The sequence below is a fragment of the Sphingobium sp. FG58 genome (assembly GCF_057809055.1).
The window spans coordinates 1-26,307 of sequence record NZ_JBMDJF010000007.1; the positions used below are offsets into that span (position 1 = coordinate 1).

The 26,307-nt window shown below is 65.3% G+C and carries 22 protein-coding genes and 1 riboswitch; of the genes, 3 read left to right on the forward strand and 19 right to left on the reverse strand.

Annotated elements, in window-relative coordinates; all coding sequences use genetic code 11:
• Positions 1–55 precede the first annotated feature (55 nt).
• From ACODR8_RS10350 to rsmI, 4 genes are all read right to left on the reverse strand, one after another.
• On the reverse strand, positions 56–655 hold the full coding sequence (locus tag ACODR8_RS10350) for a DedA family protein (RefSeq protein ID WP_489007159.1): 600 nt from the start codon (positions 653–655) through the stop codon (positions 56–58).
• Positions 656–759: 104 nt separating this feature from the next.
• Positions 760–1,734: a glutathione synthase gene (gene gshB / locus ACODR8_RS10355; RefSeq protein ID WP_489007160.1), complete on the reverse strand. Its 975-nt coding sequence runs from the start codon at positions 1,732–1,734 to the stop codon at positions 760–762.
• A 145-nt stretch (positions 1,735–1,879) separates the two neighbouring features.
• On the reverse strand, positions 1,880–2,248 hold the full coding sequence (locus tag ACODR8_RS10360; RefSeq protein ID WP_368389787.1) for a YraN family protein: 369 nt from the start codon (positions 2,246–2,248) through the stop codon (positions 1,880–1,882).
• On the reverse strand, positions 2,245–3,087 hold the full coding sequence (rsmI, locus tag ACODR8_RS10365; protein WP_489007161.1) for a 16S rRNA (cytidine(1402)-2'-O)-methyltransferase: 843 nt from the start codon (positions 3,085–3,087) through the stop codon (positions 2,245–2,247). The genes ACODR8_RS10360 and rsmI overlap by 4 nt, the downstream gene beginning before the upstream one ends.
• An 11-nt stretch (positions 3,088–3,098) precedes the next feature.
• On the opposite strand from rsmI, the gene ACODR8_RS10370 reads away from it, so the two are divergent.
• Positions 3,099–4,304, forward strand: a complete 1,206-nt coding sequence (locus ACODR8_RS10370) for a penicillin-binding protein activator (RefSeq protein WP_489007162.1) — start codon at positions 3,099–3,101, stop codon at positions 4,302–4,304.
• Here ACODR8_RS10370 and ACODR8_RS10375 read toward each other — a convergent pair whose 3' ends face one another.
• Both ACODR8_RS10375 and ACODR8_RS10380 read right to left on the reverse strand, forming a co-directional pair.
• Positions 4,305–5,096: an ABC transporter ATP-binding protein gene (locus ACODR8_RS10375; protein ID WP_489007163.1), complete on the reverse strand. Its 792-nt coding sequence runs from the start codon at positions 5,094–5,096 to the stop codon at positions 4,305–4,307.
• Complete coding sequence (locus ACODR8_RS10380; RefSeq protein ID WP_489007164.1) at positions 5,090–6,085, reverse strand: FecCD family ABC transporter permease; 996 nt, start codon at positions 6,083–6,085, stop codon at positions 5,090–5,092. Before ACODR8_RS10380 ends, ACODR8_RS10375 begins: the two co-directional genes overlap by 7 nt.
• Positions 6,086–6,204: 119 nt before the next feature.
• Here ACODR8_RS10380 and ACODR8_RS10385 point away from each other — a divergent pair, with 119 nt between their 5' ends.
• Entirely contained in the window at positions 6,205–7,041 is an 837-nt protein-coding gene (locus ACODR8_RS10385) for an ABC transporter substrate-binding protein (protein WP_489007165.1), read from the forward strand.
• A 37-nt stretch (positions 7,042–7,078) separates the two neighbouring features.
• On the opposite strand, the gene ACODR8_RS10390 is transcribed toward ACODR8_RS10385, so the two are convergent.
• The 7 genes from ACODR8_RS10390 to ACODR8_RS10420 form a co-directional block, all read right to left on the reverse strand.
• Positions 7,079–8,914, reverse strand: coding sequence for a TonB-dependent receptor plug domain-containing protein (locus ACODR8_RS10390; protein WP_489007166.1), 1,836 nt, complete (start codon positions 8,912–8,914; stop codon positions 7,079–7,081).
• Between the two features lie 173 nt (positions 8,915–9,087).
• A riboswitch (cobalamin riboswitch) is annotated at positions 9,088–9,306 on the reverse strand.
• Positions 9,307–9,376: 70 nt separating this feature from the next.
• Positions 9,377–10,171 (reverse strand): formate dehydrogenase accessory sulfurtransferase FdhD, encoded by a 795-nt coding sequence (fdhD, locus tag ACODR8_RS10395; protein WP_489007167.1) that lies wholly within the window; start codon positions 10,169–10,171, stop codon positions 9,377–9,379.
• Between the two features lie 31 nt (positions 10,172–10,202).
• On the reverse strand, positions 10,203–10,508 hold the full coding sequence (locus ACODR8_RS10400) for a formate dehydrogenase subunit delta (RefSeq protein ID WP_489007168.1): 306 nt from the start codon (positions 10,506–10,508) through the stop codon (positions 10,203–10,205).
• Between the two features lie 10 nt (positions 10,509–10,518).
• Complete coding sequence (gene fdhF, locus ACODR8_RS10405) at positions 10,519–13,365, reverse strand: formate dehydrogenase subunit alpha (protein WP_489007169.1); 2,847 nt, start codon at positions 13,363–13,365, stop codon at positions 10,519–10,521.
• A complete protein-coding gene (locus ACODR8_RS10410; RefSeq protein WP_489007170.1) occupies positions 13,362–15,026 on the reverse strand; it encodes a formate dehydrogenase beta subunit in 1,665 nt (554 codons plus the stop codon). The genes fdhF and ACODR8_RS10410 overlap by 4 nt, the downstream gene beginning before the upstream one ends.
• Positions 15,023–15,475 carry a formate dehydrogenase subunit gamma gene (locus ACODR8_RS10415; protein ID WP_489007171.1) on the reverse strand — a complete coding sequence of 151 codons (453 nt, stop codon included), beginning with the start codon at positions 15,473–15,475 and terminating at the stop codon, positions 15,023–15,025. Before ACODR8_RS10415 ends, ACODR8_RS10410 begins: the two co-directional genes overlap by 4 nt.
• Before the next feature lie 99 nt (positions 15,476–15,574).
• Positions 15,575–16,477, reverse strand: coding sequence for a LysR family transcriptional regulator (locus tag ACODR8_RS10420; protein ID WP_489007172.1), 903 nt, complete (start codon positions 16,475–16,477; stop codon positions 15,575–15,577).
• A gap of 45 nt (positions 16,478–16,522) precedes the next feature.
• On the opposite strand from ACODR8_RS10420, the gene mobA reads away from it, so the two are divergent.
• Positions 16,523–17,044, forward strand: a complete 522-nt coding sequence (gene mobA / locus ACODR8_RS10425) for a molybdenum cofactor guanylyltransferase (protein WP_489007173.1) — start codon at positions 16,523–16,525, stop codon at positions 17,042–17,044.
• A gap of 80 nt (positions 17,045–17,124) precedes the next feature.
• On the opposite strand, the gene cobA is transcribed toward mobA, so the two are convergent.
• The 6 genes from cobA to ACODR8_RS10455 form a co-directional block, all read right to left on the reverse strand.
• Entirely contained in the window at positions 17,125–17,907 is a 783-nt protein-coding gene (cobA, locus tag ACODR8_RS10430) for a uroporphyrinogen-III C-methyltransferase (RefSeq protein ID WP_489007174.1), read from the reverse strand.
• Positions 17,894–20,503, reverse strand: coding sequence for a molybdopterin-dependent oxidoreductase (locus ACODR8_RS10435; protein WP_489007175.1), 2,610 nt, complete (start codon positions 20,501–20,503; stop codon positions 17,894–17,896). The genes cobA and ACODR8_RS10435 overlap by 14 nt, the downstream gene beginning before the upstream one ends.
• Positions 20,503–20,838, reverse strand: a complete 336-nt coding sequence (gene nirD / locus ACODR8_RS10440) for a nitrite reductase small subunit NirD (RefSeq protein ID WP_489007176.1) — start codon at positions 20,836–20,838, stop codon at positions 20,503–20,505. The genes ACODR8_RS10435 and nirD overlap by 1 nt, the downstream gene beginning before the upstream one ends.
• A 5-nt stretch (positions 20,839–20,843) precedes the next feature.
• Positions 20,844–23,366: a nitrite reductase large subunit NirB gene (gene nirB, locus ACODR8_RS10445; protein WP_489007177.1), complete on the reverse strand. Its 2,523-nt coding sequence runs from the start codon at positions 23,364–23,366 to the stop codon at positions 20,844–20,846.
• Between the two features lie 203 nt (positions 23,367–23,569).
• On the reverse strand, positions 23,570–24,790 hold the full coding sequence (locus tag ACODR8_RS10450; protein WP_489007178.1) for an alginate export family protein: 1,221 nt from the start codon (positions 24,788–24,790) through the stop codon (positions 23,570–23,572).
• 88 nt (positions 24,791–24,878) lie between these two features.
• Positions 24,879–26,123: a nitrate/nitrite transporter gene (locus ACODR8_RS10455; protein WP_489007179.1), complete on the reverse strand. Its 1,245-nt coding sequence runs from the start codon at positions 26,121–26,123 to the stop codon at positions 24,879–24,881.
• Positions 26,124–26,307 lie beyond the last annotated feature (184 nt).

Below are 26,307 nucleotides of genomic sequence, written 5' to 3' on the forward strand. Positions count from 1 at the left end.
GCGCTACGGTTTCTCGACACGCTCGAAACGAACGGAGGCTGTGCCATGTCGCGTATCAGCCCTTGGGCCGCCAGGTGGCGAGCCGCCACAGATAGACAAGCACCGCCCCCACGACGCACACCGTCGCGGCCGGGCCGATATATGTGTCGATCTCGCTGAAATTCTTGCCCAGCACGAACCCGGCATAGGCCAGGATGATGTTCCAGATCAGCGCCCCGCCCGCAGTCCACGCCAGAAACTTCATATGCCCCATGCGGAACAGCCCGGCGGGCAGCGACACCATCGTCCGCAGCGCGGGCATGAAGCGGAACACGAACACGACGATCTGGCCATATTTGCCGAACAATCGGTCAAGCGCCTCCACATCGCGCCATTCCAGCGTCGCCCAGCGACCATAGCGATCGACCAAAGGCTTCAACCGGCCGAAGCCCAGCACATGCCCGACCATATACCAGAAATAATTACCCACCGTGGTGCCGAGCGTCCCCGCAACCAGCAACCACTCCATCGCCATGCGGCCCTGACCCACGCGAATACCGCCAATGCCCATGATCAGTTCGGACGGAATCGGCGGAAAGACATTTTCCAGCACCATCAGCGCGAAAATGCCCCAATAGCCGCCCGCGTCGATCAGGCGGAGAACCCAGTCGGTCATCGCCTGACTCTGGGTTCCCCGTGCTCCCGCGCAGGCGGGAGCCCAGTTGAAACGGCGGGACTGGACTCCCGCCTACGCGGGAGCACGGCGGGTAAAGACATCAACTAGGCCGCCGCCCGTGCCGCCAGCCTGGCGTCGATCGCGTCCCAGATCAGCCCGCCCGTATCGGTGCCGTCAAAGGCGTCGATCGCCACGATGCCAGTCGGAGACGTCACGTTGATCTCCGTCAGCCACTCGCCGCCAATCACGTCGATGCCCACGAACAGCAGGCCGCGCGCCTTCAACTCCGGCCCCATCGCTGCGCAAATCTCGCGTTCCTTGTCGGTCAGCACGGTCTTGGCCGCCGATCCGCCGACCGCCAGGTTGGATCGGATTTCGCCCGCCCCTGGAATCCGGTTGATCGCGCCCGCGACCTCCCCGTCGATCAGGACGATACGCTTGTCGCCTTGGGCGACGCCGGGGATGAAGGCCTGTACCATGAAGGGCTCAACCCATGACGCGTTGAAGATTTCCACCAGCGCGGAAAGATTCGATCCGCGGGCATCGACATGGAACACGGCGTTACCCGCATTGCCATAAAGCGGCTTGACCACAATCTCGCCATGCTGGGCCAGAAAACTGCGCACTTCGGCCAGATCGCGGGTGATCATCGTCGGCGGCATGAAACGGGCATAGTCCAGCACGAACAGCTTTTCCGGCGCATTGCGGACGCTGGCGGGATCATTGACCACCAGCGTTTCGGCCTGCACCCGCTCCAGCAAATGGGTGGCGGTGATGTAGCTCAGGTCGAACGGCGGGTCCTGCCGCATCAGCACCACATCGACGTCGCGGCCCAGGTCCAGTATCTCCGCCTCGCCAAAAGCGAAATGGTCGCCATCCACTTTCTGCACCTTGACCGGCCGCGCCTTCGCCAGCACCCGGCCATCGCGATAGGTCAGGTCTGGGGCGAGATAATGGTAGAGACGATGCCCCCGCGCCTGTGCCGCCAGCATGATGTGAAAGGTCGAATCGCCCGCAATCTTGATGCCCTCCATCGGGTCCATCTGCACGGCGACGGTCAGGGGGTTCAGTTCGGTCATGCTTGCGCTTCCTTCTTCATCCGTTCGTGCTGAGTAGGGGCTGAGCTTGTCGAAGTCCCGTATCGAAGCATCACCGGCACGCATCCTTCGATATGCCGCTTCGACAAACTCAGCGGCTACTCAGGACGAACGGGGAAGCCAAGGCTCACCCCCCATGCCAGACATTGGCCAGATGGCGTGGCGCGCGGCCCGGCGCAAGGAGGATGACGTCGATTCGCATATCGTCCCCCGCTTTGCCCAGATCATGCCAGAGGATTTCCGCCGCCGCCGCGACCCGGCGCAATCGCCGCTCGTCGATCGCCAGGTCCAGTTCCGCCGCCGTGGCGCGGGCCTTCACCTCGACAAAGGCCAACATCGCGCCCTTGCGCGCGACCAGATCGACCTCGCCCGCTGGCGTCCGCATCCGCCGTCCGACAATCTGCCAGCCTTTCAGCCGCAGCCACCAGGCCGCGATCCGCTCGGCCTGACGCCCGCGTCGTTCGGCGGCCAGTCTGGCAGGAATTGGGCGCTTCACCCCTTCAATTCCGTCGCCCGGTCATAGAGCGTGCGCCGGTCCAGCCCCAATTTCTTGGCAACCTCGCCCGCCGCCTTCGACACCGACAGCCGGGTCAGCGCCTCCAGCAACGCCGCGTCGGCATCCTCCGCGCTGGCGGGTGGCGCTTCGCCCGGCGGGCCGACGGTCACGACAATCTCCCCCTTGGGCGGCGCGTCGGCGTAACGAGCGGACAGTTCGCTCAATGTGCCGCAGGCGGTTTCCTCGAATGTCTTGCTGATCTCCCGGCTGACCGCCGCTTCCCGGTCGCCCAGATGGGCGGCCATGGCGGACAGGCTTTCGGACAGGCGCGGGCCGCTTTCGTAAAAGACCAGAGTCGCCCGCAGCCCGGCCACCTCGTCCAGCACATCCCCCCGCGCCTTGGCCTTGCTGGGCAGGAAGCCCATGAACAGGAAGCGATCGGTCGGCAGGCCCGACAGCGTCAGCGCCGCAATGGCCGCGCTGGGACCGGGCAGGGTCGTGATCCGCCGTCCCGCCGCCCGCGCATCGCGCACCAGCTTATAGCCCGGATCGGATATCAGCGGCGTCCCCGCGTCCGACAGCAGGGCGACCGATTCGCCCGCCATCCGCTCCACCAGCCGCGCCCGCACATTTTCGCCGCTATGGTCATGATAGGGCAGCATCGGGCGATCAGAGCCAGCATGGCGCAACAGCCGCGCGCTCACCCGTGTATCTTCCACGGCGACCACGTCCGCCAGCCGCAACACCTCCGCCGCGCGCGGGGTAAGGTCACCAAGGTTGCCGATCGGCCCCGCGACGATATAAAGCCCAGGTTCAAGACCCGAAGATTGAGTTTCCATAAGGACGCCAGATGACAGAGACGGATGCCTCCCGGCAAGCGGACTTGTTCGCTTCATTGAAGCGTGGCGCGCGAATCGCGCTTGCCGCGGGTACGCTGCTGCTCGCCGCCTGTCAGTCGATCGTACCCAAGGGACCGGCGCCCACCACCCCGACCGGCCCGGTTGGACCAAGCGGCCCGGACGTGACCCAAGGCCTGCCGACCGACACGCTGCGCCACCGCGTCGCGCTGCTGGTGCCGATGAGCGGTCCCAATGCCGGGGTCGGCCAGTCGATCGCCAACGCCACCACGCTAGCGCTGATGGACACCAAAACCGACAAGATCCGCATCACCACCTATGACACCGCCCTGGGCGCAGCAGCGGCGGCGAACCGCGCGCTGGCCGAAGGCAACCGCCTGATCCTTGGCCCCTTGCTCGCCGAGGATGCCCGCATTGTGGGGCCGATCGCCGCGCGCACCAATGTGCCGGTGATCAGCTTCTCCAACGACGCCAGCGCAGCGGGCAGCGGCGTGTATATCATGGGTTATAACCCCAACCAGTCGATCGAGCGGGTCGTCGGTTTCGCCCGCGACAAGGGGCTGTCGCGCTTCGCCGCGCTCATCCCGCGCGGCACCTATGGCGAACGGGCGGGCAATGCGCTGCTGCGCGCGGTCGAGCAGGCGGGGGGTACGGTCGTGTCGATGCAGAATTTCGACCGCAGCCCCGCTTCGATCACCGCAGCGGTCAAGAAATTGCAGGCCTCCTCCAGCTATGATGCGCTCCTGATCGCCGACAGCGGCAAGGTCGCGCTCCAGGTCGCGCCGATCGTGCGCAAAAATGGCGGCGCGACCGCGCGGCTGCTCGGCACGGAACTGTGGAATACCGAAGGCACGCTGGCCGCCAGTCCGGTGCTGCGCGGCGCCTGGTTCGCCAGCGTGTCGGACACGCTCTACGGACAGCTCGCGGGCAAATATCGCGCCCGTTACGGCACGGCGCCCTTCCGCCTGTCCTCGCTCGGCTATGATTCGGTCCTGCTGACGGTGCGGATCGCGCAGGACTGGAAACCGGGCAGCCCCTTCCCCGCGGCGCGCCTGCGCGATTCGGGCGGTTTTTCGGGCATTGACGGCGCGTTCCGTTTTGGCCGCACCGGCATCGCTGAACGCGCGCTGGAAGTGTCCGAAGTGGGGGCGGGCGCAGTCACGGTCATCGCGCCTGCGCCCCGCAGCTTCGCGGAGTAATCAGTCGGCTGCCGACCGGGGCACCCGCCCGGTCGGCAGGATCAGCGGCCAGCCATTGCCCGGATCGATGCAGGCGGTGATGCCATAGACATGGGCAAGCGCCTGCTCGGTCAGCACGTCCATCGGCGCGCCGTCCGCGACCAGCGCACCGCCGTCCATCAGCAGCAGCCGGTCGCACCAGCGCGCCGCCATGCTCAGGTCGTGCAGCACCGTCACCACCAGCGCCCCACCCCGCGCCTCGTCGCGCAACAGGTCCATCACGTCGATCTGGTGGCCGGGATCGAGCGCCGCGAGTGGCTCATCGGCGATCAGTCCCCGCGCACCCACCGCCAATGCCCGCGCCAGCAGCACCCGCGCCCGCTCCCCACCCGACAATTCGGTGGCGATCCGGCCTTTCAGATGCAGCACATCGGCGCGCGCCATCGCAGCCTCCACCGCCGCCTCATCCTCATCTGACAGGCGAGACAGCGGCCCCAGATGCGGCAGCCGCCCCAGCGCCACCAGCCGCTCGACGCTCAAGGGCCAGTGCAATGTCTGGCCCTGCGGCAGATAGGCGATGGCGCGCGCTATTGCCCGCCGGTCGATCCACGCGACATCCTGCCCGTCGATGCAAACCCGACCCGCCTGCGCCTTCGCCAGCCCCAGCATCGCCCGGATCAGCGTCGATTTGCCCGCGCCATTGGGTCCGATGATGCCGACCAACTGGCCCGGTGCCAGCATCATGCTGACATCACGCACCGCCGCATGACGGCCAAGCCGGACCGACAGTCCCTCTACCGCCAGGCTCACCATAGCCGCCGCTCCCGCATCAGGTGGATCAGGAACACCGGCACGCCCAGCATTGCGGTGACGACGCCGAGCTTCAATTCATTGGCCGACGGGATCAGCCGCACGCCGATATCCGCCAGCGTCAGCAGCACCGCGCCGCCGAGCAGCGAGGGCCATAGCACCGCCGAGGGCGACCGGTCGGTCAGCGGGCGCACGATGTGCGGCACGATCAGGCCGACAAAACCGATCGCCCCCGACACCGCCACCGCGCCGCCCACGCCGATCGCGACGCCCAGCATCATCCGCAACCGCGCCGCGTTGAGGTTCACGCCCAGCGCCTGCGCGCCTTCCTCCCCCAGCGTCAGCGCGTCCAGCGTCCGCCCGTCGGCCAGCAACAAAGCCGCGCCGATGGCGATGCAGGGCAAGGCGACGCTGACATGGACATAGCTGCGGTTTTCCAGACTGCCCATCAGCCAGCTCATAATCTCCATCGCCGCAAAGGGGTTGGGCGACAGGTTGAGCGACAGGCTGATCCCTGCGCCTGCCAGCGTTGCGACGGCGATGCCCGCCAGTATGAGCGTCAGCGGGCTTTCCGACGGTCCCGCCAGCAGGAACAGGCCGGCGATGGCGATCAGCGCAGTGGTGATCGCCAGCAACGGCAGGACCAGCGGGTGCAGGGCGCTCAGCCCAAAATAGAGCGCGCACACCGCGCCCAAGGCCGCCGCGTTGGACGCGCCCAGCACGGAGGGTTCGGCCAGCGGGTTGCGCAAATAGCCCTGCAAGGCCGCGCCCGACAGGCCCAGCATCGCGCCGACGAGCAGACCAAGCAGCATCCGGGGCAAGCGCAGGTCGATGATGATGGCGCGGGCAATGTCATCGCCGCCGCCGGTCAGCACCGCCCAGATCCGCGCGGGACTGATCGCGACCGCGCCCAGCATCACGGAACCCATTGCTGCGGCGACCAGCAGAAGCAACAGCGTGGGAATGAGCAGGGGGTGACGGCGGGCCGTCATGGACGCACGCCTTGGCGGTTGGCAAGGCGACGTGTTCCTGCGAAGGCAGGAACCCAGTTCTGAGCGCGGGACTGGGTCCCCGCCTGCGCGGGAACACGTCCTACTACAAGACAGGCTCCATGATCCTTCCGCTGACCTTTGCCATTGCCGCCCTGACGCTCACCGGCACGGCACACGCCACGCCGCGTCGCATCGTCTCGCTCAATGTCTGCGCCGACCAATATCTGATCGCGCTGGCCGACAAGAGCCAGATCGCCGCGCTCAGCAGCAATGCGCGCGATCCTGAATTGTCGGCGGCGGCGGACGCAGCGCGGGACTATCGCGTGCTGCGCCGCGCTTCGGAGGAGGTGCTGGCAATCCGGCCCGACCTGATCCTGGGCTATCCTATCGGGCCGAACATAGTCGCCGGTGCGCCGCCGGGGCAGTGGACCACATTGGGTCTGGCCAGCGCGGACAGCTATGCCGCGATCCTGGACCAGATACGGCAGGTGTCGCGCGCGGTGGGGCATCCTGAGCGGGGTGAACAACTGATCGCGCAGATGAACCGCGAACTGGCGGCACTGCCCAAAGCGAAGCGTAACGGCGTCGCAGCCTATTATCAGCGGCGCGGCTACATGACCGGCACCGGCACGCTGGTCGATGATCTGATGCGCCGGGTGGGGCTGACAAACCTCGCCGCGAAACTCGGCAAGCCCGCGCTGGCGCAGGTGCCGCTGGAGGCGATGGTCGCGGCGCGGCCCGACTGGCTGATTGTCGAAAGCGGCAGCGAAGCGGTGGTCGATCAGGGGACCGAAATGCTCCAGCATCCCGCGATCAAATCCATCCCGCGCATCAGCCTGCCGCAAAGCTGGACCGTGTGCGGCGGCCCTGCCTATGTGCAGGCGGCGCGGGCCATCGTGGCGCAACTTGGGGCGCCACGCAGCAAAAGCGCGACGCGGCTGAACGCGCCGAAATGAAGGAACGGGCTGCGCGCCCGTCCCCCCTTGTGCCATATCAGAAGCGGACACGCACACCGCCAAAGGCGGAGCGGCCATAGACGCCATAGCCATAGGCAGTGGCGTAGGCTTCATCGAACAGATTGTCGATCCGGCCATAGACTTCCAAATGCTCGCCCAGTGGCAGCGAGGCCCGCAAACCGGCAAGCGCATAGCCGTCCAGACGACGGGTGTTGGACGCATTGTCGAAACTGTCGCCCACCATCGTCACCGTGGCACCCGTCGAGAGGCCGAAAGACCAGACATAGTCCGCCGAGACGCTGACCGCATTGACGGCGCGGCGCGGCAGGCGGTTGCCATCATTGATCCCGCCCGACCGGTCGCGCGCATCGACATAGCTATAGCTGCCGGTCACGGTCAGCGCGTCCACCGGCTTTAACGCGATGCTGGCCTCCACACCCTTGGCGCGGGTGCGGTCCAGATTGCTGTAGCTGAAGGTCGCATTGTCATAATTGATCTGGTCGGTGGTATCGCGCAGAAAAGCCGTGACCGAGACTGTCGCCCGCCCGCCGTCCAGGCTCTGGTCGAAACCGACATCATAGCTTTTCGAGCGTTCGGGGCGCAGCGCGCTGTTGCCGCTGAACATGTCGTAAAGCTGATAGAGCGAGGGTGCCTTGAACCCTTCGCCATAGCTCAGGCGAATATTGGTCGCGCCCGCATTGGGCGTATAGTTGGCGTTCGCGCCGAATGTTGTCGCGCCGCCAAACTGGCTATGATCATCATGCCGTACGCCACCGGTGACCGACAGGCCGGTGAAGGGCTTGACGATCGCCAGCGCATAGACGCTGTCGATGTTGATCTTCGCCGACGACGTGCTGCCGAAGCCGAAGAAATCATAATCGGGCCGCTCATGTTCATAGCCGAACACCAGCTTGGCCTGATCGACCGGGGCATAGACGCCTTCATAGTCGAAGCGCAGGTTGGTGCCGGAATAGCCATAGTCCGGGTCGGTGCCGCGCACGAAATAATAGTCGCGGTCGTTGCGCAGATAAGTGACCGCCGCGCGGTTGGTCAGCTTCCCATCCAGCAGGGCGAGGTTGAGGCCCGCATAGCCCACATATTGGTCGAGCTTGCTCACATCGCTGCTGTCGGCAGGCGCGCCGAAGAAGCTGTCATAGTCCAGGTCGGCCTGGATATAATAGCCGCGCAGGTCCAGGCTCAGCGCATCGCTGAACGCCAGTTTCAGCCGGGCGTTGGTGGCGATATTTTCATAACCATCCTTTTCCGTGCCGCCCGCCGCCGAGGAAATGCCGTCGGTGCGGAAGTAAGCCGCGCCCACCCCGCCCGATGCGATGCCGCTGGTGCCGGAGACGTCCGCCTTGGCATTCACCGTATCGCTATAGCCATAATCGACCGAGGCGTTGGCACCAAAGCCGTCAGCAGGCACGCCGGTCATGATGTTGACCACGCCGCCGATCGCCTGGCTGCCATGCACCACCGAGTTGGAGCCGCGCAGCACCTCGATCCGCTTGATATTGCCGGTCAGCAAATGGCCGAAATCATAGCCATCGCCGATGCCGCTGGGGTCGTTGACCTTCACCCCGTCGATCAGCACCAATGTCTGTGTCGTTTCCGCGCCGCGCAGCGACACGCCGGTCACGCCGCCGACCGATCCATTGCGATTGAAGCGCACCCCCGGCGTCGTCGCCAGCAGATCAACCACATCGACCGCCTGCCGCGTCTGGATGGTCTGCGCGTCGATGACGGTGATCGCCTGCCCGACTTCGTCCCGCGACTGTTCGATGCCCGACGCGGTGACGACGATATTATCGTCCTGCGCCAGAGCGGGCGTAGCCGCCAGCAGCGCAATGAGAGAAATCCCTGTTTTTAACATTATAAATGCCCTGAGCGTCTGAATGCGACTTCAAGGCCAGGGCGTCCGCGCAAGCGGTCGCGCCATGATGCGGGACAAACGCCAGCCCCCGCCGCACGGCACGATGCGGCCCCGGCCGCACAGCGTCGCTCGACGGAAAACCACCGTGCCATGACCATCCCCTGGATCAGGGCAAGAGCGACCAGACGCCGGCAGGTCTCCTGGCTCGCGGGTCAGGGCAATAACGCACGGACCTTCCCAGACACATCGTCCAGTGGCCGGGCCTTGCGACCCGCGTGCATCATGCTCACCGCTTACAGTTGCAGGGACAGCCGCGGAATTGGGCGCTTGCACGCCCGCACCGCATTCCCATTTTCAGCCCCTTGCGGGACACCGGCGCGATCTAGCTGCAAGGGAAGCCAAGCCCCCCTCACGCCGCGCGCTCTAGGGGAAAGGCACCGCGATGCCAAGCGGCCTGTGGCGCTACGCCAGCGGAGCGTTGCCCCGGTGCAACACCGCGTCGGCCCGCGCCAGCACGACCAGCGGCAATCCCGCCGCCGCCGCGCGCTCTGCCGCCAGCCTCGTGGGGGCGGAAATCGTCACCAGCAGTGGGCATTGGCTCAGCACCGCTTTTTCCACCAATTCATAGGAACAGCGCGACGACAGCAGGGCAAAGCCGCCGTCCCAGTTCGCCCCCGCCCGCTTCATCGCGCCGATCAGCTTGTCGAACGCATTGTGCCGCCCGACATCCTCCCGCGCCAGAAGGATCGCCCCGTCCGCGCTGACCCACGCGGCGGCATGGGCCGCACCGGTGGCGGCGTTGAGCGGCTGATGCACCGCCAGCCCATCGAGCGCGCGAAAAATCGCCGCCCGGTCGGCGCGCGAACGCGCCGCTACCTGTGGCAGGGGCCGGATCGCCTGCTCCAGATTTTCAATGCCGCATATGCCGCACGAGGAGTCCGACGCCCGGTGCCGCACCCGGTCCAGCAACAGGTCCGTCCGCGACGGCGGCAGGGTGGCGCGGGCGACGATGCCTTGATCGGTGCGATGGGTATCCACATCGAACGGCGCATCGTCCGGGCCGATCAGCCGCTCGGCCAGCGCGAAGCCCTGCACCAGATCGCCAATATCGGCCGGCGTCGCCATCAGCACGGCATAGCCGATACCGTTAAATTCGATCGCAACCGGCACTTCGTCGGCCAGCGCCCGATCGATCGGCTGCGTCGCCCCATCGGCGGTCAGCCGGTCGAAAGTCATGCTCTGGCGGTCTGCATCCATCAAGAAGGGGTAGCGGTGGATCGCGCGCCGCTCAACCGGCGTCGCAATGCCCCGTCTCGTCCACCATGTTGAATTGCGCCGCATCCACTTGCGGAGCGCCCCTGGCCTGCGCCATGCGCGCAACGGCTGCGGCCACTATGGGGGAAAGCCGTTCGGGCTGGTCCTGCGCAATGGCAATGATCTGCGCTTTTATGCGCGGGTCCCAGAAACGGGTCAAATGCTCGGCCAGCGCCGCCACCGCCTTCGCCTCGCCCATGGTTTCCAGGTTGCGCGCAATCTGGTGCGCCATATAGACCAGCCGGTCCGTGGTGGACATGACTTCGGTTTCGTCGCTCATATGCCCGACCCTATTCCGCCGCTTCCAGCGGTGCAATGCGGCGGCTCATCCGGGCCTGATCGGCATAATCCTGCTGCCAGTCGCTCGGCCCGTTGGATGGCATCACCTGCACCGCCGTCACCTTATATTCCGGGCAGTTGGTCGCCCAGTCGCTATAGTCGGTGGTGATGACGTTGGCCTGCGTTTCGGGGTGGTGGAAGGTGGTATAGACCACGCCCGGCGCAACCCGCTCGGTCACTTGCGCGCGCAGCGTCGTTTCCCCGGCGCGGCTCTTCAGCGCGACCCAGTCGCCCTCCTTGATCCCGCGATTCTCGGCGTCCGACGGATGGATTTCCAGCCGGTCCTCCGGGTGCCAGGCGGTATTGGCGGTGCGCCGCGTCTGCGCGCCGACATTATAATGGGACAGGATGCGCCCCGTCGTCAGCAGCAGCGGGAAGCGCGGGCCGGTCTTTTCGTCGGTCGGCACATAGTCGGTGACGACGAACTTGCCCTTGCCCCGCACGAAGCCGTCGATGTGCATGGTGGGCGTGCCATCGGGCGCGGCGTCATTGGCGGGCCATTGCAGCGATCCTTCCGCCTCCAGCCGGTCATAATGGACGCCTGCGAAAGTGGGGGTGAGCGCGGCAATCTCATCCATGATCTGCGCGGGGTGATCATAGGTCCAGCCCAAGCCCATGGCATTGGCGACCAGCTGAACGATTTCCCAGTCGGCATAGCCGTTCAGGGGCGCCATCACCTTGCGCACCCGCTGGATGCGGCGTTCGGCGTTGGTGAAGGTGCCGTCCTTCTCCAGGAAGGTCGAACCGGGCAGAAAGATATGGGCGTAATTGGCGGTTTCGTTGAGGAACAGGTCCTGCACCACCACGCACTCCATCGCTGCAAGGCCTGCCGCGACATGATGGGTGTTGGGGTCGGACTGGAGAATATCCTCACCCTGCACGAACAGCCCCTTGAACGTCCCGTCGGTCGCCGCGTCCAGCATGTTGGGGATGCGCAGCCCCGGCTCGGCGTCGAGCGACACGCCCCAGGCCTGCTCGAACAGGCTGCGCGTGGCCACGTCCGACACATGGCGATAGCCGGAAAATTCATGCGGGAAGCTGCCCATGTCGCAGGCGCCCTGGACATTATTCTGGCCACGCAGCGGATTCACGCCAACGCCCTCTCGCCCGACATTGCCGGTGGCCATGGCGAGGTTGGCGATGGCCATGACGGTCGATGACCCCTGGCTATGCTCGGTAACGCCAAGGCCATAATAGATCGCGCCATTGCCGCCGGTGGCATAGAGCCGGGCCGCAGCGCGCACCTCGTCCGCCTTCACGCCGGTCAGCGGTTCGATCGCTTCAGGCGAACGGGCGGGTTGGGAGACGAAATCGGCCCAGTCGGCAAATTCATCCCAGTCGCACCGTTCCCGAATAAACGCCTCGTCATAGAGCTTCTCGGTGACGATGACATGCGCCATCGCGGTCAGCATCGCGACATTGGTGCCGGGGCGCAGGGGCAGATGATGGTCCGCCTCGACATGCGGGGATTTGACCAGATCGGTGCGGCGCGGGTCCATGACGATCAGCTTGGCCCCTTGGCGCAACCGCCTTTTCATGCGGCTGGCAAATACGGGGTGGCCGTCGGTCGGGTTCGCGCCGATGACCAGGATCACGTCCGACTGCATCACGCTGTCGAAATCCTGCGTGCCTGCCGACGTGCCGAAGGTCTGGCTGAGGCCATAGCCGGTCGGCGAGTGGCAGACGCGGGCGCAGGTATCGACATTATTATTGCCGAAGCCCTGGCGGATCAGCTTCTGGACGAGGAAGGTTTCTTCATTGGTGCAGCGGCTCGACGTGATGCCGCCGATGGAGCGGGTGCCATATTTGGCCTGGATACGGCGGAATTCCGACGCGGTATAGGCGATCGCTTCGTCCCACGACACTTCGCGCCATGGTTCGCTCACCGATGCGCGGATCATCGGGTTGAGGATACGGTCCTGATGCTGGGCATAGCCCCAGGCGAAGCGGCCCTTGACGCAGCTATGGCCGCGATTGGCCTTGCCGTCCTTCCACGGCACCATGCGCACCAGTTCCTCGCCCCGCATTTCCGCGCGGAAGGTGCAGCCGACGCCGCAATAGGCGCAGGTGGTGACGACGGCGCGGTCCGGGGTGCCGACCTCGACCACCTTCTTTTCGATCAGCGATGCGGTGGGACAGGCCTGCACGCAGGCACCGCAGGAGACACATTCGGACCCCAGAAATCCCTCGCCCTGCGACGCGGAGACTTTGGAATCGAACCCCATCCCCTCGATCGTCAGCGCGAACGTCCCCTGCACTTCGTCGCAGGCACGCACGCAGCGGGAGCAGACGATGCATTTGCTGGGGTCGAAATCGAAATAGGGGTTCGACTGGTCCTTCGCCTGCCCCATATTGGTCGCGCCGTCATAGCCATAGCGCACGTCGCGCAGGCCGACCGCACCGGCCTGATCCTGCAATTCGCAGTCGCCATTCGCGCCGCAGGTCAGGCAGTCGAGCGGATGGTCGGAGATATACAGCTCCATCACCCCGCGCCGCAACTGCTTGAGGCGATCGGTCTGCGTGCGCACGACCATGCCCTCTGCCACCGGGGTGGTACAGGAGGCGGGATAGCCATTGCGCCCCTCCACCTCGACCAGGCAAAGGCGGCAGGAGCCGAAACTCTCGACACTGTCGGTCGCGCAGAGTTTGGGGATGGAGCCGCCCAGCAGCGACGCGGCGCGCATGATGCTGGTGCCTTCGGGCAGGGTGACGGCCTGCCCGTCGATGGTCAGGGTGACGGACTTGCCAGTCGCAATCGCAGCGGGCGTGCCATGGTCGGTTTCGCGGGTAAAGGTCATTCCGCAGCCTCCTTCAACGGCGCCAAATCCGGACTTGGACTCGCGCCGAAATCTTCTGGGAAATAATCGAGCGCGCTCAGCACCGGATAGGGGGTGAATCCCCCCAGCGCGCAGAGCGACCCATATTTCATCGTATCGCACAGGTCGCGCAGCAGCGTGGTTTGCGCGTCGAGCGAGGTGTCGATCCGGGCGGGGGAACGGGAGTAGAGGGCTTTGCCAAGATAGCCCCCCTTCCCGTCATGCTGACGAAAGTCAGCATCCAGGGCGGCATCATCCAGCCTTGCATTACGGGACTCTGGATCCTGACTTTCGTCAGGATGACGAAGGGAAATGGGTGGCCGCGCCGCCATGATCCGATCGACAATCTCCACCCCGCGCGTCGATCCGATCCGGCAGGGCGTGCATTTGCCGCAGCTTTCCGCGGCGCAAAATTCCATCGCGAAGCGGGCCATATGCGCCATATCGACACTGTCATCGAACACCGTGATCCCGGCATGGCCAATCAGCCCACCCGCAGCGGCGAAGCTTTCATAATCGAAGGGCAGATGGAACATGGATGGCGGGAAATAAGCACCCAGCGGTCCCCCCACCTGCACCGCGCGCACCGGACGGCCATTCGCGGTGCCGCCGCCAATATCGTTCACCAGTTCGCCCAGCGTGATGCCAAAGCCGATTTCGTACAGCCCGCCATGCCGCACATTGCCCGCCAGCTGCACCGGCATCGTCCCGCGCGACCGGCCAAAGCCAACCGCCGCATAGGCATCCGCCCCTTCCGCCAAAATGAACGGAACGGCAGCGAGGCTCAGCACATTGTTGATGACGGTCGGCTGGCCGAACAGACCTTTCAGCGCAGGCAGGGGCGGCTTGGCGCGCACCTGGCCGCGCTTGCCCTCGATCGAATCGAGCAAGGCGGTTTCCTCGCCGCAGACATAGGCGCCCGCGCCCTCGCGCACTTCCAGCGTGAAGGGCGCGATCAGATGCGCCGAACGCTCGATCGCCAGCCGCATCGTGTAAATGGCGAAGGGATATTCGGAGCGGATATAGATATAGCCATGATGCGCGCCCACGGCATGGGCGGCGATCGCCATGCCCTCGATCAGGCAATAGGGATCGCCCTCCATCAGCATCCGGTCGGCAAAGGTGCCGCTATCGCCCTCGTCGGCGTTGCAGACGATATATTTGTCGCCCGCAGGCGCATCCAGCACCGTCTGCCATTTGATGCCGGTCGGGAAACCTGCCCCGCCGCGCCCGCGCAAGCCCGACGCCTTGACGGCATCGACCACGGCCTGTGGCGCCATCGCGCGCGCGGCGTCCAGCCCTTTCCAGCCGTCCTGCGCGGCGTAATCGGTCAGGCTGACCGGATCGATCACCCCGCACCGGGCAAAGGTGAAGCGCTGCTGCCCGGCGAAGAAGGAGAGTTGATCGACCAGTCCCAGCCGGTTGGGGTGGCTGCCATCCAGCACCGCCGCGACGTCCCATGGCCCCACCGGACCATAGCCGATGCGGCCGTCCGCCGTCTCCACCTCGACCAGAGGCTCGATGCTGAACAGCCCGCGCGATCCGGTGCGGATTACATCGCACCCGGCGTCGGCAAACGCCTGCGCAACATCGTCTGCGCCCAAAGCGACCGATGCCATGTCGCGGCTCACATAAATTTTCATGCCGCCACCTCCGCTGCGATCCGATCCAGCGCGGCCGTGTCGATCCGCGCCATGGGGCGACCGTCGACCAGCGCATTGGGGCCGACCGCGCACAGGCCCAGGCAATAGACCGGCTCCAGACTGACCGCGCCATCGCCGCGCGTCTCCCCCATCGCCACGCCCAGCCGCTGCGCCGCTGCCGCCTCGATCGCCGCGCCGCCGCGCGCCTGACAGCTTTCGGCCCGGCACAGCTTGACGACATGGCGACCCGCAGGCGTACGGCGAAAATCATGATAGAAGGTGACGACGCCATGCACGTCAGCGCGCGACAGGTTCAGCGCGCGCGCGATGACCGGCACGAGCGCATCCTGTACATAGCCAGCCTCTTCCTGCACCGCGTGCAGCAGCGGCAGCAATTGGTCGCGCGTCGCGCCGTGGCGCGCCGTCCAGCCTTCGATAAACTCTTCCATCCCGATACCCTGCCTTATGGCCGCAATTTTGACCGGATAGTGCGGCAGCGGGGCGCGCCGGTCAAATCGAAGCCAGCGATGCTTGATAGAGATACCCTATCAAAGCGATCCGAAGCCGGGCGGCAGGCGCAACCCGCGCGCCACCGCCAGCACCGCCTGCGCCAATGGGCCCATCGGCGCACTGTCCGACACGATGACGCCCACCCGGCTACCATCCCCCATGTCCGGCAGCGGCGTCGTGCGCGCCCAGCGCAGCCCGTCCAGCAAAGCAGCATGGCTGTCGGGAATGATCGAACAGAGCCGCCCCTGCTGCACCAGCCCCAACAGCGCGACATAGGAGTCGGCGGTGACCAAGGGCCGCAGCGCAAGCCCGCGTGTCGCCAGCCGCGCGTCCAATATCCGCCGATTCTGCATCCCCTGATGCAACAAGCAGAGCGGCAGACTGGCAACGTCCGCCCAGTCGACGACAGCAGGAATCGACACGCCATCCATCGCGCTCACCAGCATCGCCCGCTCGGCATAGAGCGGCACCGATAGCGCATGGGCAGGCGGCTCGAAATCCAGATAGGTGAGGCCCGCGTCCAGCTCGAACGCGGCCAGTTCACGCTCGATCTGGCGCGATGTAAGCGCGCGAACGGAAATATTCAGCCCCGGATGCCGCTCCAGCATCGCGGTCGCCAGACAGCCGATCGCGGGCATGGCCGCAGGGATCGCGCCCAGCCGCAATTCCCCTTTGAGTGGCCCGCGCGCCGTTTCCGCCGCCTGCCCCAGCGCCTCGGCGGCGGCCACCAACTGCCGCGCCCATGGCAAAATCGCCTCGCCCTCCGGCGTCAATCCGGCATATTTACGGTCGCGCCGGATCAGCCTTTTGCCCAGCTGCGATTCCAGTGTGGCAATGCCCGCCGACAGCGTGGGTTGCGACACATGGCATAGCGCCGCCGCCCGCGCAAAATGGCCTTCGCGCTCCAGCGCCAGGAAATATTCGACAAGGCGGGTCTGCATATATTTGGTATAGGCCTGATAGAAGGGCGCTATCAAGGAAGCATCATGACGGAACGGCGGATATTGGGCGCGGTGCTGGCGGGGGGCCGGTCCAGCCGCTTTGGCAGCGACAAGGCGCTGGCGGTGATGGCGGACGGACGGACCTTGCTGGACCATGCGGTTGCGGGCCTTGCGCCCCATGTCGCGCAGGTGGTGATTTGCGGGCGGGACGGTGGCCTGGCCGATCGGCCCGCGCCGGACATGGGACCATTGGGCGGACTGAATGCTGCGCTATACTACGCGCATATCCATGGCTTTGCCGGGATTTTGACGACGGGGTGCGATATGCCACTCTATCCGGTGGACCTGCCAGCGGCCTTGATCGGAGGGGATGCTGCGATATTGAAGGGTCAGCAACTGCTCGGCTGGTGGCCTGCATCTCTCGCGCCTGAACTCGACGCCCATCTGGCGGCAGACAATAACCGCTCCATCTATGGCTGGCTCGACCGCATCGGCGCGCGGGTGGTGGAGATGCCGGGGCTGGTGCTGCCCAACATCAACCGGCCGGAGGATCTGGCGGGTTTGTGACCTGTATTCCCGCGCAGGCGGGAACACAGTCCCGACGTTGCAACTGGATTCCCGCCTGCGCGGGAACATATGGGGACAGGTCAGAATGTCAGCGCCACGCTCGCCCCAATCTGCACCGGCACCCGCGTCCCCGCCACCGCTTCGCCGATCAGCAGCAGGGTCGGATCTTCGTCGCTGATCGTCTGCACCAGAAAGGCCAGCGCCGACAGCTTGCCGCGGATCAGCCGTTCGCTGGACAGCGAGACATTGACCGCCACCATCACCGGGGTTTCCGGGTCGCGCCCGGCCGCGATCAGGTTGCGCGCAATCTCGCCCGCCGCCGCGCGGCCCATATAGATGCCGATCGTCCCGCCGGGCCGTGCCAGCGCGTCCCAGTCGAGTTTCAACGGTTCGCCCGCCTTCAGATGGGCCGTAACCAAAGTCAGCCCGCGCGCCTTGCCGCGCAGGGTGAGCGAGGCATGGCCGCTCGCCGCCGCCGCGCTGGCCGTGGTGATGCCGGGACAGATGCGCACGGCTATGCCAGCCTCCCCCAGATGGTCCATTTCCTCCGCCGACCGGCCGAATATCGACGGATCGCCGCCCTTCAGCCGCACGACGCGCTTGCCCGCCCGCGCGGCGGCCAGCAGCAGGTCATTGATGCTCTCCTGCTGCTTGCTGTGACGACCGGAGCGTTTACCCACGCTCACCCGCTCGACCCCGGCGGGGATCAGGTCCCGCACTTGCCGCCCTACCAGCGCATCGTAAAAGACGATGTCGGCGGCGGCGATCAGCTTTTCCGCCTTGCGCGTCAGCAGGTCCGGGTCGCCCGGCCCCGCGCCCACCAGCCACACCTGTCCGGGCGCGATCAGTTCATTCGGCTGCATGAAGCGTCTCCTGTTGGGCCTGGGCCAATATGTTGGCCAGCGCCGGACGGCATGACCCGCAGTTGGTCCCGGCCCCCAAAGCGGCACCGATCGCGGGAACATCGACCAGCCTCTGTTCGCGAATGGCCGTGACGATGTTGTTCAGGCCAATGTCGAAGCAGACGCACACCACCGCGCCCTTGTCGGGCTGATTGCCCGGTCCGCGCGCGGCCAGCACCGATGCGCCGACGCTTTCGACAGCGAGTTGCCCGATCAGCCAGTCGCGGGTGGGCAATATGCCGCTGCGGGTGACGATCAGCACGCCCGCCAGCTTGCCGTCGCGGATGATCGCGACGCGGCGGGTGCCGCGCGTCATGTCGATCGCCTCGACCCGATCGCCCTTGGGCAGGCACGCTTCCAGCCGCGCCGGATCGCCATTGCCCGCCACTTCGTAGAGCGCGCCGCCCGGCACGGTGATGCGTGTGGCCCACAAGCATGGCACGCGGACGGGTTCGCTCCCGCGCAGGATCAGAAAGCCCTTCCACTCGGTAGCGACTTTTTCGACCCGGACCGGGGTGGCTTTGAACCCCGGCTGACCCGAATGGGGATCGACCAGCGGGCGCGGCAGCAGGCCGGTGCGGCCGCCGGTGGATTGCTGATCAGTCCAGTGGATCGGGGTAAAGACTTCGCCGGGGCGCTGGCCATCGCTGATCCGCGCGCGGAACAGGCTGTCGCCCTGCGGCGTCGATACGCGGGCGAGATCGCCATCGGCGATGCCCAAGGCGGCACCGTCTTGCGGGTGAACCTCGACCAGTGGCTCCTCGCGATGGCGCGCCAATTTGGGCGACAGGCCGGTGCGGCTCATCGTGTGCCACTGGTCGCGATACCGCCCGGTGTTGAGCGTCATCGGCCAGTCCTTGAGCGGCCCCTGCACATCCATTTGGCTGACCGGCAACAACCGCGCCTTGCCATCGGGCGTCGAAAAACGCCCGTCGGTAAAGGGCGTGTCGCCCCAGCGGAACGGCTCCATCACCTCATAGGCATCATTGCCCAGCGTCGCGTGTGCGCGCAGGTTCAGCAGCCGCACGCCGTCATTCTGATAGGCGGTCAGGCGCGCATGTTCGCGCCAGATGTCGGCGGGACGATCATAGGCAAAGGCGTTGCGCCATCCCATGCGGCGGGCGACTTGCGTGACGATCCACCAGTCCGGCTTGGCTTCGGCGGGTAGCGGCAGCAGCGCGCGCTGGCGGCTGATCGTGCGGTCGGAGTTGGTGACCGTGCCGTCCTTTTCGCCCCAGGCCGCGGCAGGCAGGCGAACATGGGCGTGGACACTGGTGTCGGTAGTCGCCATCACCTCCGACACGACGAGGAAAGGGACCGTCTCCAGCGCTTCGCGGACGCGATTGGCGTCGGGTAGCGACACGGCGGGATTGGTCGCCATCACCCACAAAGCCTTGATTCGGCCTTCGTTGATGGCGCGGAACATATCGACGGCTTTCAGCCCCGGCTTGGTCGCCATGGTCGGCGCGGCCCAGAAGCGGCCGACGCGCGCGACATTGTCTGGTGCGAAATCCATATGGGCCGCCAGCGTGGAGGCGAGGCCACCGACTTCGCGCCCGCCCATGGCGTTGGGCTGGCCGGTGATAGAGAAAGGCGCCGCGCCCGGCTTGCCGATGCGGCCGGTGGCGAGATGGACGTTGATGATCGCGTTGACCTGATCCGTGCCGCGGATCGACTGGTTGATCCCCTGGCTGAACATGGTGACGGTGCGCGGGGTCGCGGCGAAGAGTTCGTAAAATTGCTGGAGCAGGGCGGGCGAGACATCGCACGCCTTGGCCGTGGTCCACAGGTCATGGCCGGTGCGGATATGGTCCCAGAAGCCGTCGGGCGCATTGACGCTGCGCGCCAAAAAGTCCGCGTCCAGCAGCTTTGCCTGATCCATCCAGGCGAGCAGCCCGTTCATCAGCGCGACGTCGCTGCCGGGCCGCAGCGCCAGATGCAGGTCTGCGCCTTCGCAGGTTTCGGTGCGGCGCGGATCGATCACCACCAGTTTCGTGCCGCGCGCGGCGCGGGCGGCCTGTATCCGCTGATAGACGATCGGGTGGCACCAGGCGGTGTTGGACCCAATGAGAACGATCAGGTCCGCTTCGTCCAGATCGTCATAGCTGGCGGGGACGACATCTTCGCCAAAGGCCCGGTTATGGCCTGCCACCGCGCTCGACATGCACAGGCGGCTGTTGGTGTCGATATTGGCCGACCCGATAAAGCCCTTCATCAGCTTGTTCGCGACATAATAATCTTCGGTCAATATCTGGCCGGAGACGTAGAAGGCGACGCTGTCGGGACCATATTTGGCGATCGTGTCGGCAAAGCGTTTCGCCACCAGATCGAGCGCCTTGTCCCAACTGGCGCGCTTGTCGCCGATCATGGGATGGAGCAGCCGGCCTTCCAGCCCCACCGTCTCGCCCAGATGCGTGCCCTTGGAACAGAGCTTTCCGGCATTGGCCGGATGCGCCTCATCCCCCCTGATCGTCACGGCGCGGCCACCCGTCGGCGTCGCCGCGATGCCGCAGCCGACGCCGCAATAGGCGCAGGTGGTGCGGATCGCTTGACTCATCAGGCTGCCACCTTGGCCAGTTCAGGCCGGGCGATCAGGATGCGGCCATCCTCCTGTTTCACCGCGATCGTCGGGGTGCAGCCTTTATCCTCGCCCTGCGCTTCGCCGGTTTTCAGCGCGATATTCCAATTGTGCAGCGGGCAGGCGACGCTGTGGCCATGGACGATGCCCTGGCTCAGCGGCCCCTTTTTGTGCGGGCATTCATTGACCAGCGCGAAAATCTGGTCGTCGCCGGTGCGGAACACGGCGATTTCTTTCTCGCCACCGATTTGAACGGTGCGCGCACCGCGCTGCGGAATGTCGGCCAGCGTGCCGATGTCGATCCAGTCGGTCATATGTCTCACTCCGCCGCGATGGAGATGGGGTCGAGATGCTGGTGCAGGTCGCTATTGGCACCTGCCGCCCGCTCCGCCCAGGGATCGTCCTGCATGAATTGCTGCGAAAACAGGAAGCGGGCGCGCAGCGCTTCGCGACCGGCATCATCCTCGACGATGCGCTGCTTGACATAGTCGACCCCGACCCGTTCGATCCAGGGTGCGGTGCGCTCCAGATAGCGGGCTTCCTCGCGATAGAGCTGGGTAAAGGCGGCGCAATAATCGAGCGCTTCCTGCTCGGTCGCGACCTTGCACAGCAGGTCGGTGACGCGGACATGGATGCCGCCATTGCCGCCGACATGCAGCTCATAGCCGCTATCGACGCAGACCACGCCGAAATCCTTGATCGTCGCTTCCGCGCAATTGCGGGGGCAGCCCGACACCGCAATCTTGAACTTGTGCGGCATCCACGACCCCCAGGTCATCCGCTCGGTCTTGACGCCAAGGCCGGTCGAATCCTGCGTGCCAAAGCGGCACCATTCGGACCCGACACAGGTTTTGACCGTCCGCAGCGACTTGCCATAGGCGTGGCCGGACACCATGCCCGCCGCGTTCAGATCCGCCCAGACGGCGGGCAGATCTTCCTTCTTGATCCCGAAAATGTCGAGCCGCTGGCCACCGGTGACCTTGACCATCGGCGCGTCATATTTTTCGACCACATCGGCAATCGCCCGCAATTCACGCGGGTTGGTCAGGCCACCCCACATGCGCGGGACGACCGAATAAGTGCCGTCCTTCTGGATATTGGCGTGCATCCGTTCATTGACGAAGCGGCTCTGCTGATCATCGACATAGACGCCGGGCAGCGCACACAGCAGATAGTAATTGAGCGCAGGGCGGCAGGAGGAACAGCCGTCTGGCGTGGACCAGTGCAGCTTCTGCATCACTTCGGGGATCGACCGCATGTCCTGCGCCACGATTTCGCGGCGGACATCGTCATGGCCGAAACTGGTGCATTTGCACATCGTCTTGGGGCCAGACTGGACATCTTCACCCAGCGTCAACGCCAGGATATTTTCGACAAGGCCGGTGCAGCTGCCGCAGCTGGCCGATGCCTTGCAGCCCGCGCGCACGGCGTCCAGGCTGCACGCCCCCTTTTCGATGCAGGCGACGACCTGGCCCTTGCTGACGCCGTTGCAGCCGCAAATCTCGGCATCGTCCGAGAGCGCTGCAACGGCCGCCTTAGGGTCCAGCGCGCCTCCTCCAGAGGCGAAGGCTTGGCCAAAGATCAGAAGGTCGCGAATGTCGGCGACATTTTCGCCGCGCTTCAACAGGTCGAAATACCAGCCGCCGTCGGCGGTATCGCCATAGAGGACCGCGCCGACGACCCTGTCGTCCTTCACCACGACCCGCTTGTACACGCCGCGCGACGCATCGCGCAGGACGATATCCTCGCAGCCTTCGCCGCCGGAAAAGTCCCCCGCCGAAAAAACGTCCAGACCCGCGACCTTCAGCTTGGTCGAGGTGACGCTGCCCTTATAGCCTGTGTGCCGGTCGGTCAGGCCATCGGCCAGGCTGCGGCACATGTCCCACAGCGGCGCGACCAGACCATAGACATTGCCGTCATGCTCTACGCACTCGCCCACCGCCAATATGTCGGCATCGCTGGTGACCATATGGTCGTCAACCTTGATGCCGCGTCCGACATCCAGACCCGCCTCGCGCGCCAGCGCGACCGAGGGGCGGATGCCCACCGCCATCACCACCAGACTCGCCGGGATTTGCGTGCCATCCTTCAGGCGGACACCCTCAACCTTGCCGTCGCCGTAGATTTCGGCGGTGTCGGCACCGGTCAGGATCGTCTGGCCCCGCCCTTCCAGCGCGCTCTTGAGCAGCCAGGCGGCGGCTTCATCGAGCTGCCGTTCCATGAGCGTCGGCATGATGTGCAGCACCGTCACCTTCATGCCGCGCAGGGTCAGGCCATGCGCCGCTTCCAGCCCCAGCAGGCCGCCACCGATCACCACGGCTTCACCACCGCCCACAGCCTTGCCCGCCTCAGCCGCCGCCAGCATCGAATCGACATCCTTCATGTCGCGGAAGCTGATCACGCCGGGCAGGTCCTTGCCGGGGACCGGGATGATGAACGGGTCGGAACCCGTGGCGATCAGCAGCTTGTCATAGCCGATGGTGCGACCCGATTGGCTCGTGACACTCTTGTGGGTGCGGTCGATCGCCGACACCGGATCGGACGTGATCAGCGTGATGCCATTATCATCATACCAGGCGCGGCCGTTGATGATGATGTCATCGAACGTCTTTTCGCCCGCCAACACTGGGGACAGCATGATCCGGTTATAATTCACATGCGGTTCGGCCCCGAAGATGGTGACGCGATACCGCCCGGCATCGCGCGCCAGCAATTCCTCGACCGCGCGGCACCCGGCCATGCCGTTGCCGACCACCACCAGATGTTCGCGCACGTCATCGGCGGGGACGAGGATTTCCTCCTCGCTGTCCGTAACCGGACCCAATCCGTCCTGAAATTCCATCCTCGTCACTCCGGAAAACAAAAAAGCCGCCATCCTGACCCCCGGTGAGAACCGGAAGTCAGGATGGCGGCTTTGCCATCATAGTCGCCTTGCCGATCCGTCCCTGGATCGCTTCGGCTATGGTTGGAAGGGCAACATCGCCCTCTTGCAATGCACCATAAACGGAATCGCCTGACGGCTCAAGCGATTCCGTTCGTGATCAATCAATAGGCCCAGTCGGCCTGAAGCCACAATTTCTGCGTGTCCGTGGCCATCGCCTTGGCATCATAGCGGGCGTAGCGGACGGACAGCGCCGTCTTTTTCACCTTCGCCGATGCGATAAGGTTGATTTCATCGCCATAATGCTGGTCCAGCCGGTCGCTGTCGAACCGGTGCCAGACAGCCATCAGCGCCACGCCGGAGAGCGGACCCAGCTGCTTCCAGCCATAGCCGCCGCCGACATAAAGGTCGCGGATGCCGTTACCGGGCGTGGTCAGGAATTTGTCGGCCCAGCCCTGAAACTTGAAATTGGTGCCGAGCGGCGTCTGGAAGCTGGTAAAGGCCGCGCCGCTGCTGGCGCCCAGCACTTCGTAACCGGCGTTGAGTTTCCAGCCCTTCACGTCCAGCGTCGCGTCCGCCAGCCAATAATCCGCGCTGTAATTATTGGGATTAGCGTGATGGTCGGCCTGCTTGGCATAGCTCAGCTGATAGGAGAGTTTCGCGGCCTTGGACAAAGGCTGCGTCCCCGCCAGCCGCACACCATAGGTCTGGCTGGACAGGCGGTAGGCCTGCATCGCCGCTTCATCCTGATCGACCAGATAGGCAAAGCCGCTCAGCGTGCCGACCGGCGTGACATAGGACAGGTTGGCGAAAATATTGTCGCCGCTCACCGCCTGCTGCCGCGCGCCCTTGCCCTGGAAACCCCAGATGGTGCGCACGCTCCACGCATAGGAGACGTCCAGTTTCAGCCCCTTTGCCGGGGTGAGTTCCATCCGCACCGCGTCGAACGTCTGGCCATTGTTGCGGAAGGCGACATTGCCAACGAAGCGTTCGTCATCCAGCGCGATCCGCTGCCGACCGCCGGTCAGCGTGACCATCTTGGTCTTGTACTGGAGCTGTGCGATATAAAGCGCGATATTTTCAGGATCGGCGACGATCGGCCGGGTCGCTGCCCCATTCAGCCCGTCAAAATATTTGTCGACGACCGCCAGATTGCCCTGCCCGATCACCGTGGCGCTCAAGCCGCCGCTGGTCGCGACCAGCCCGGCACGGGCGCGGATGGTCAGCGCATCGGACTTTTCCGTCGCCAGCCCTTCCTGATCGGCATGTTCGTAGCGCAACCGCGCTTCGGCCACGGCTTTCAGCTTGATGTCCTGGGCCTGGGCCGTGGACATGGCGGTCCCTGCGGCGACCAATGTGGCCACCGTTGCGTATATATATTTCATGATAGTCATCCCCCCTCGGATGATGTTGCGACCAATTTAAGGAGGCGGCCTTGCTGTAAAGGTCCGCCCCCGCCCCTCCAAACTCCAATCAGATGCGCGCGCCCGTGCTCCAGGTCGCGCGCCACCGGGCCTTGACCATCGCAAGTCCCACAAAGGCGATGACCGCCAGCCCAGCGAAGATCAGGAACCCGGCCGAAAAGCTGCCGGTCAGCTGCTTGGCAAAGCCCAGCGAACTGGCGAGATAGAAGCCGCCAATGCCGCCCGCCATGCCGACCAGGCCGGTCATCACGCCGATTTCCGCCTGAAACCGCTGCGGCACCAGCTGAAACACCGACCCGTTGCCCGTGCCCAGCGCCAGCATGGCAAGGACGAAAAGGCCGAGCGCAGATGCCAGCGTGGTGGCGAAGGCGACACCGGCCAGCGCAATCGCGGCCACGACATAGACCATCATCAGCGCCTTCACGCCGCCAATCTTGTCCGCGAGCGCCCCGCCCATCGGACGGACCAGCGACCCGGCAAACACGCAGCCCGCGGTGCAATAGCCCGCCATCACCGGTGTCAGGCCGAACTGGTCAGTGAAGTAGATGGGCAGGCTGGCGGCGAGGCCAACGAAACCGCCGAAAGTCACGGCATAGAAGGCCATCAGCAGCCAGGCGTCCGCCTGTTTGAGCGGCTGAAAATAGTCGATCATCTTCTTGGCCGGCGGCGCGTTGGGCGCGTCCTTCGCCATGATCATATAGATGACGAACACGATGCTGAGCGGGATGCAGGCGAGGCCCAGAACCGCGTTCCAGCCGAACAATTTGGCCAGACCCGGCGCGAACAGGGCGGCCAGCACGGTGCCAGAATTGCCCATGCCCGCCAGGCCCATCGCCTTGCCCTGATGCTCGGCGGGATACCAGCGGCTGGCGAGCGGCAGCGCGATCGCGAAGCTTGCCCCGGCAAAGCCCAGCACGACGCCCAGCGCCAGCGTGCCTTCAAAACTGTCGATGCCCATGGCCCAGGCGGTAAACAGGCCGATGATGACAATCACCTGACTGATCGCGCCCGACAATTTGGGACCAATGCGGTCGACCAGCAGCCCGTTGACGACGCGCAGCAGTGCCCCCATCAGCGTCGGCGTGGCGACCATCAGCCCCTTTTCGGCCGGGGTCAGCATCAGCGTCTTGGCGATCATCGGGGCAAGCGGCCCCAACAACACCCACACCATGAAGGCCAGGTCGAAATAGAGAAAGGCCGCGATCAGGGTCGGCGTGTGGCCGGCCTTCCAGAAGCTGGTCGTGGCGGGGGCCAGTTCACCCTCCTTGTCGCCATCCCAATAAGCAGTTGCCATGATAGGTCATCCCAGACTCGAAAATGAACAAAAAAAGCCGCAGGCCGGACATCACCCGATGGGGAGTCCGGTCAGCGGCTTTGCTGTATGATAGGTCGGAATGACGGTCCCGACCTTGGGATGGCGCATTCCTGTCAAACGCGCATCGTCGCGCGGTTACATGTCTTATCTCGCGATTCGCGTC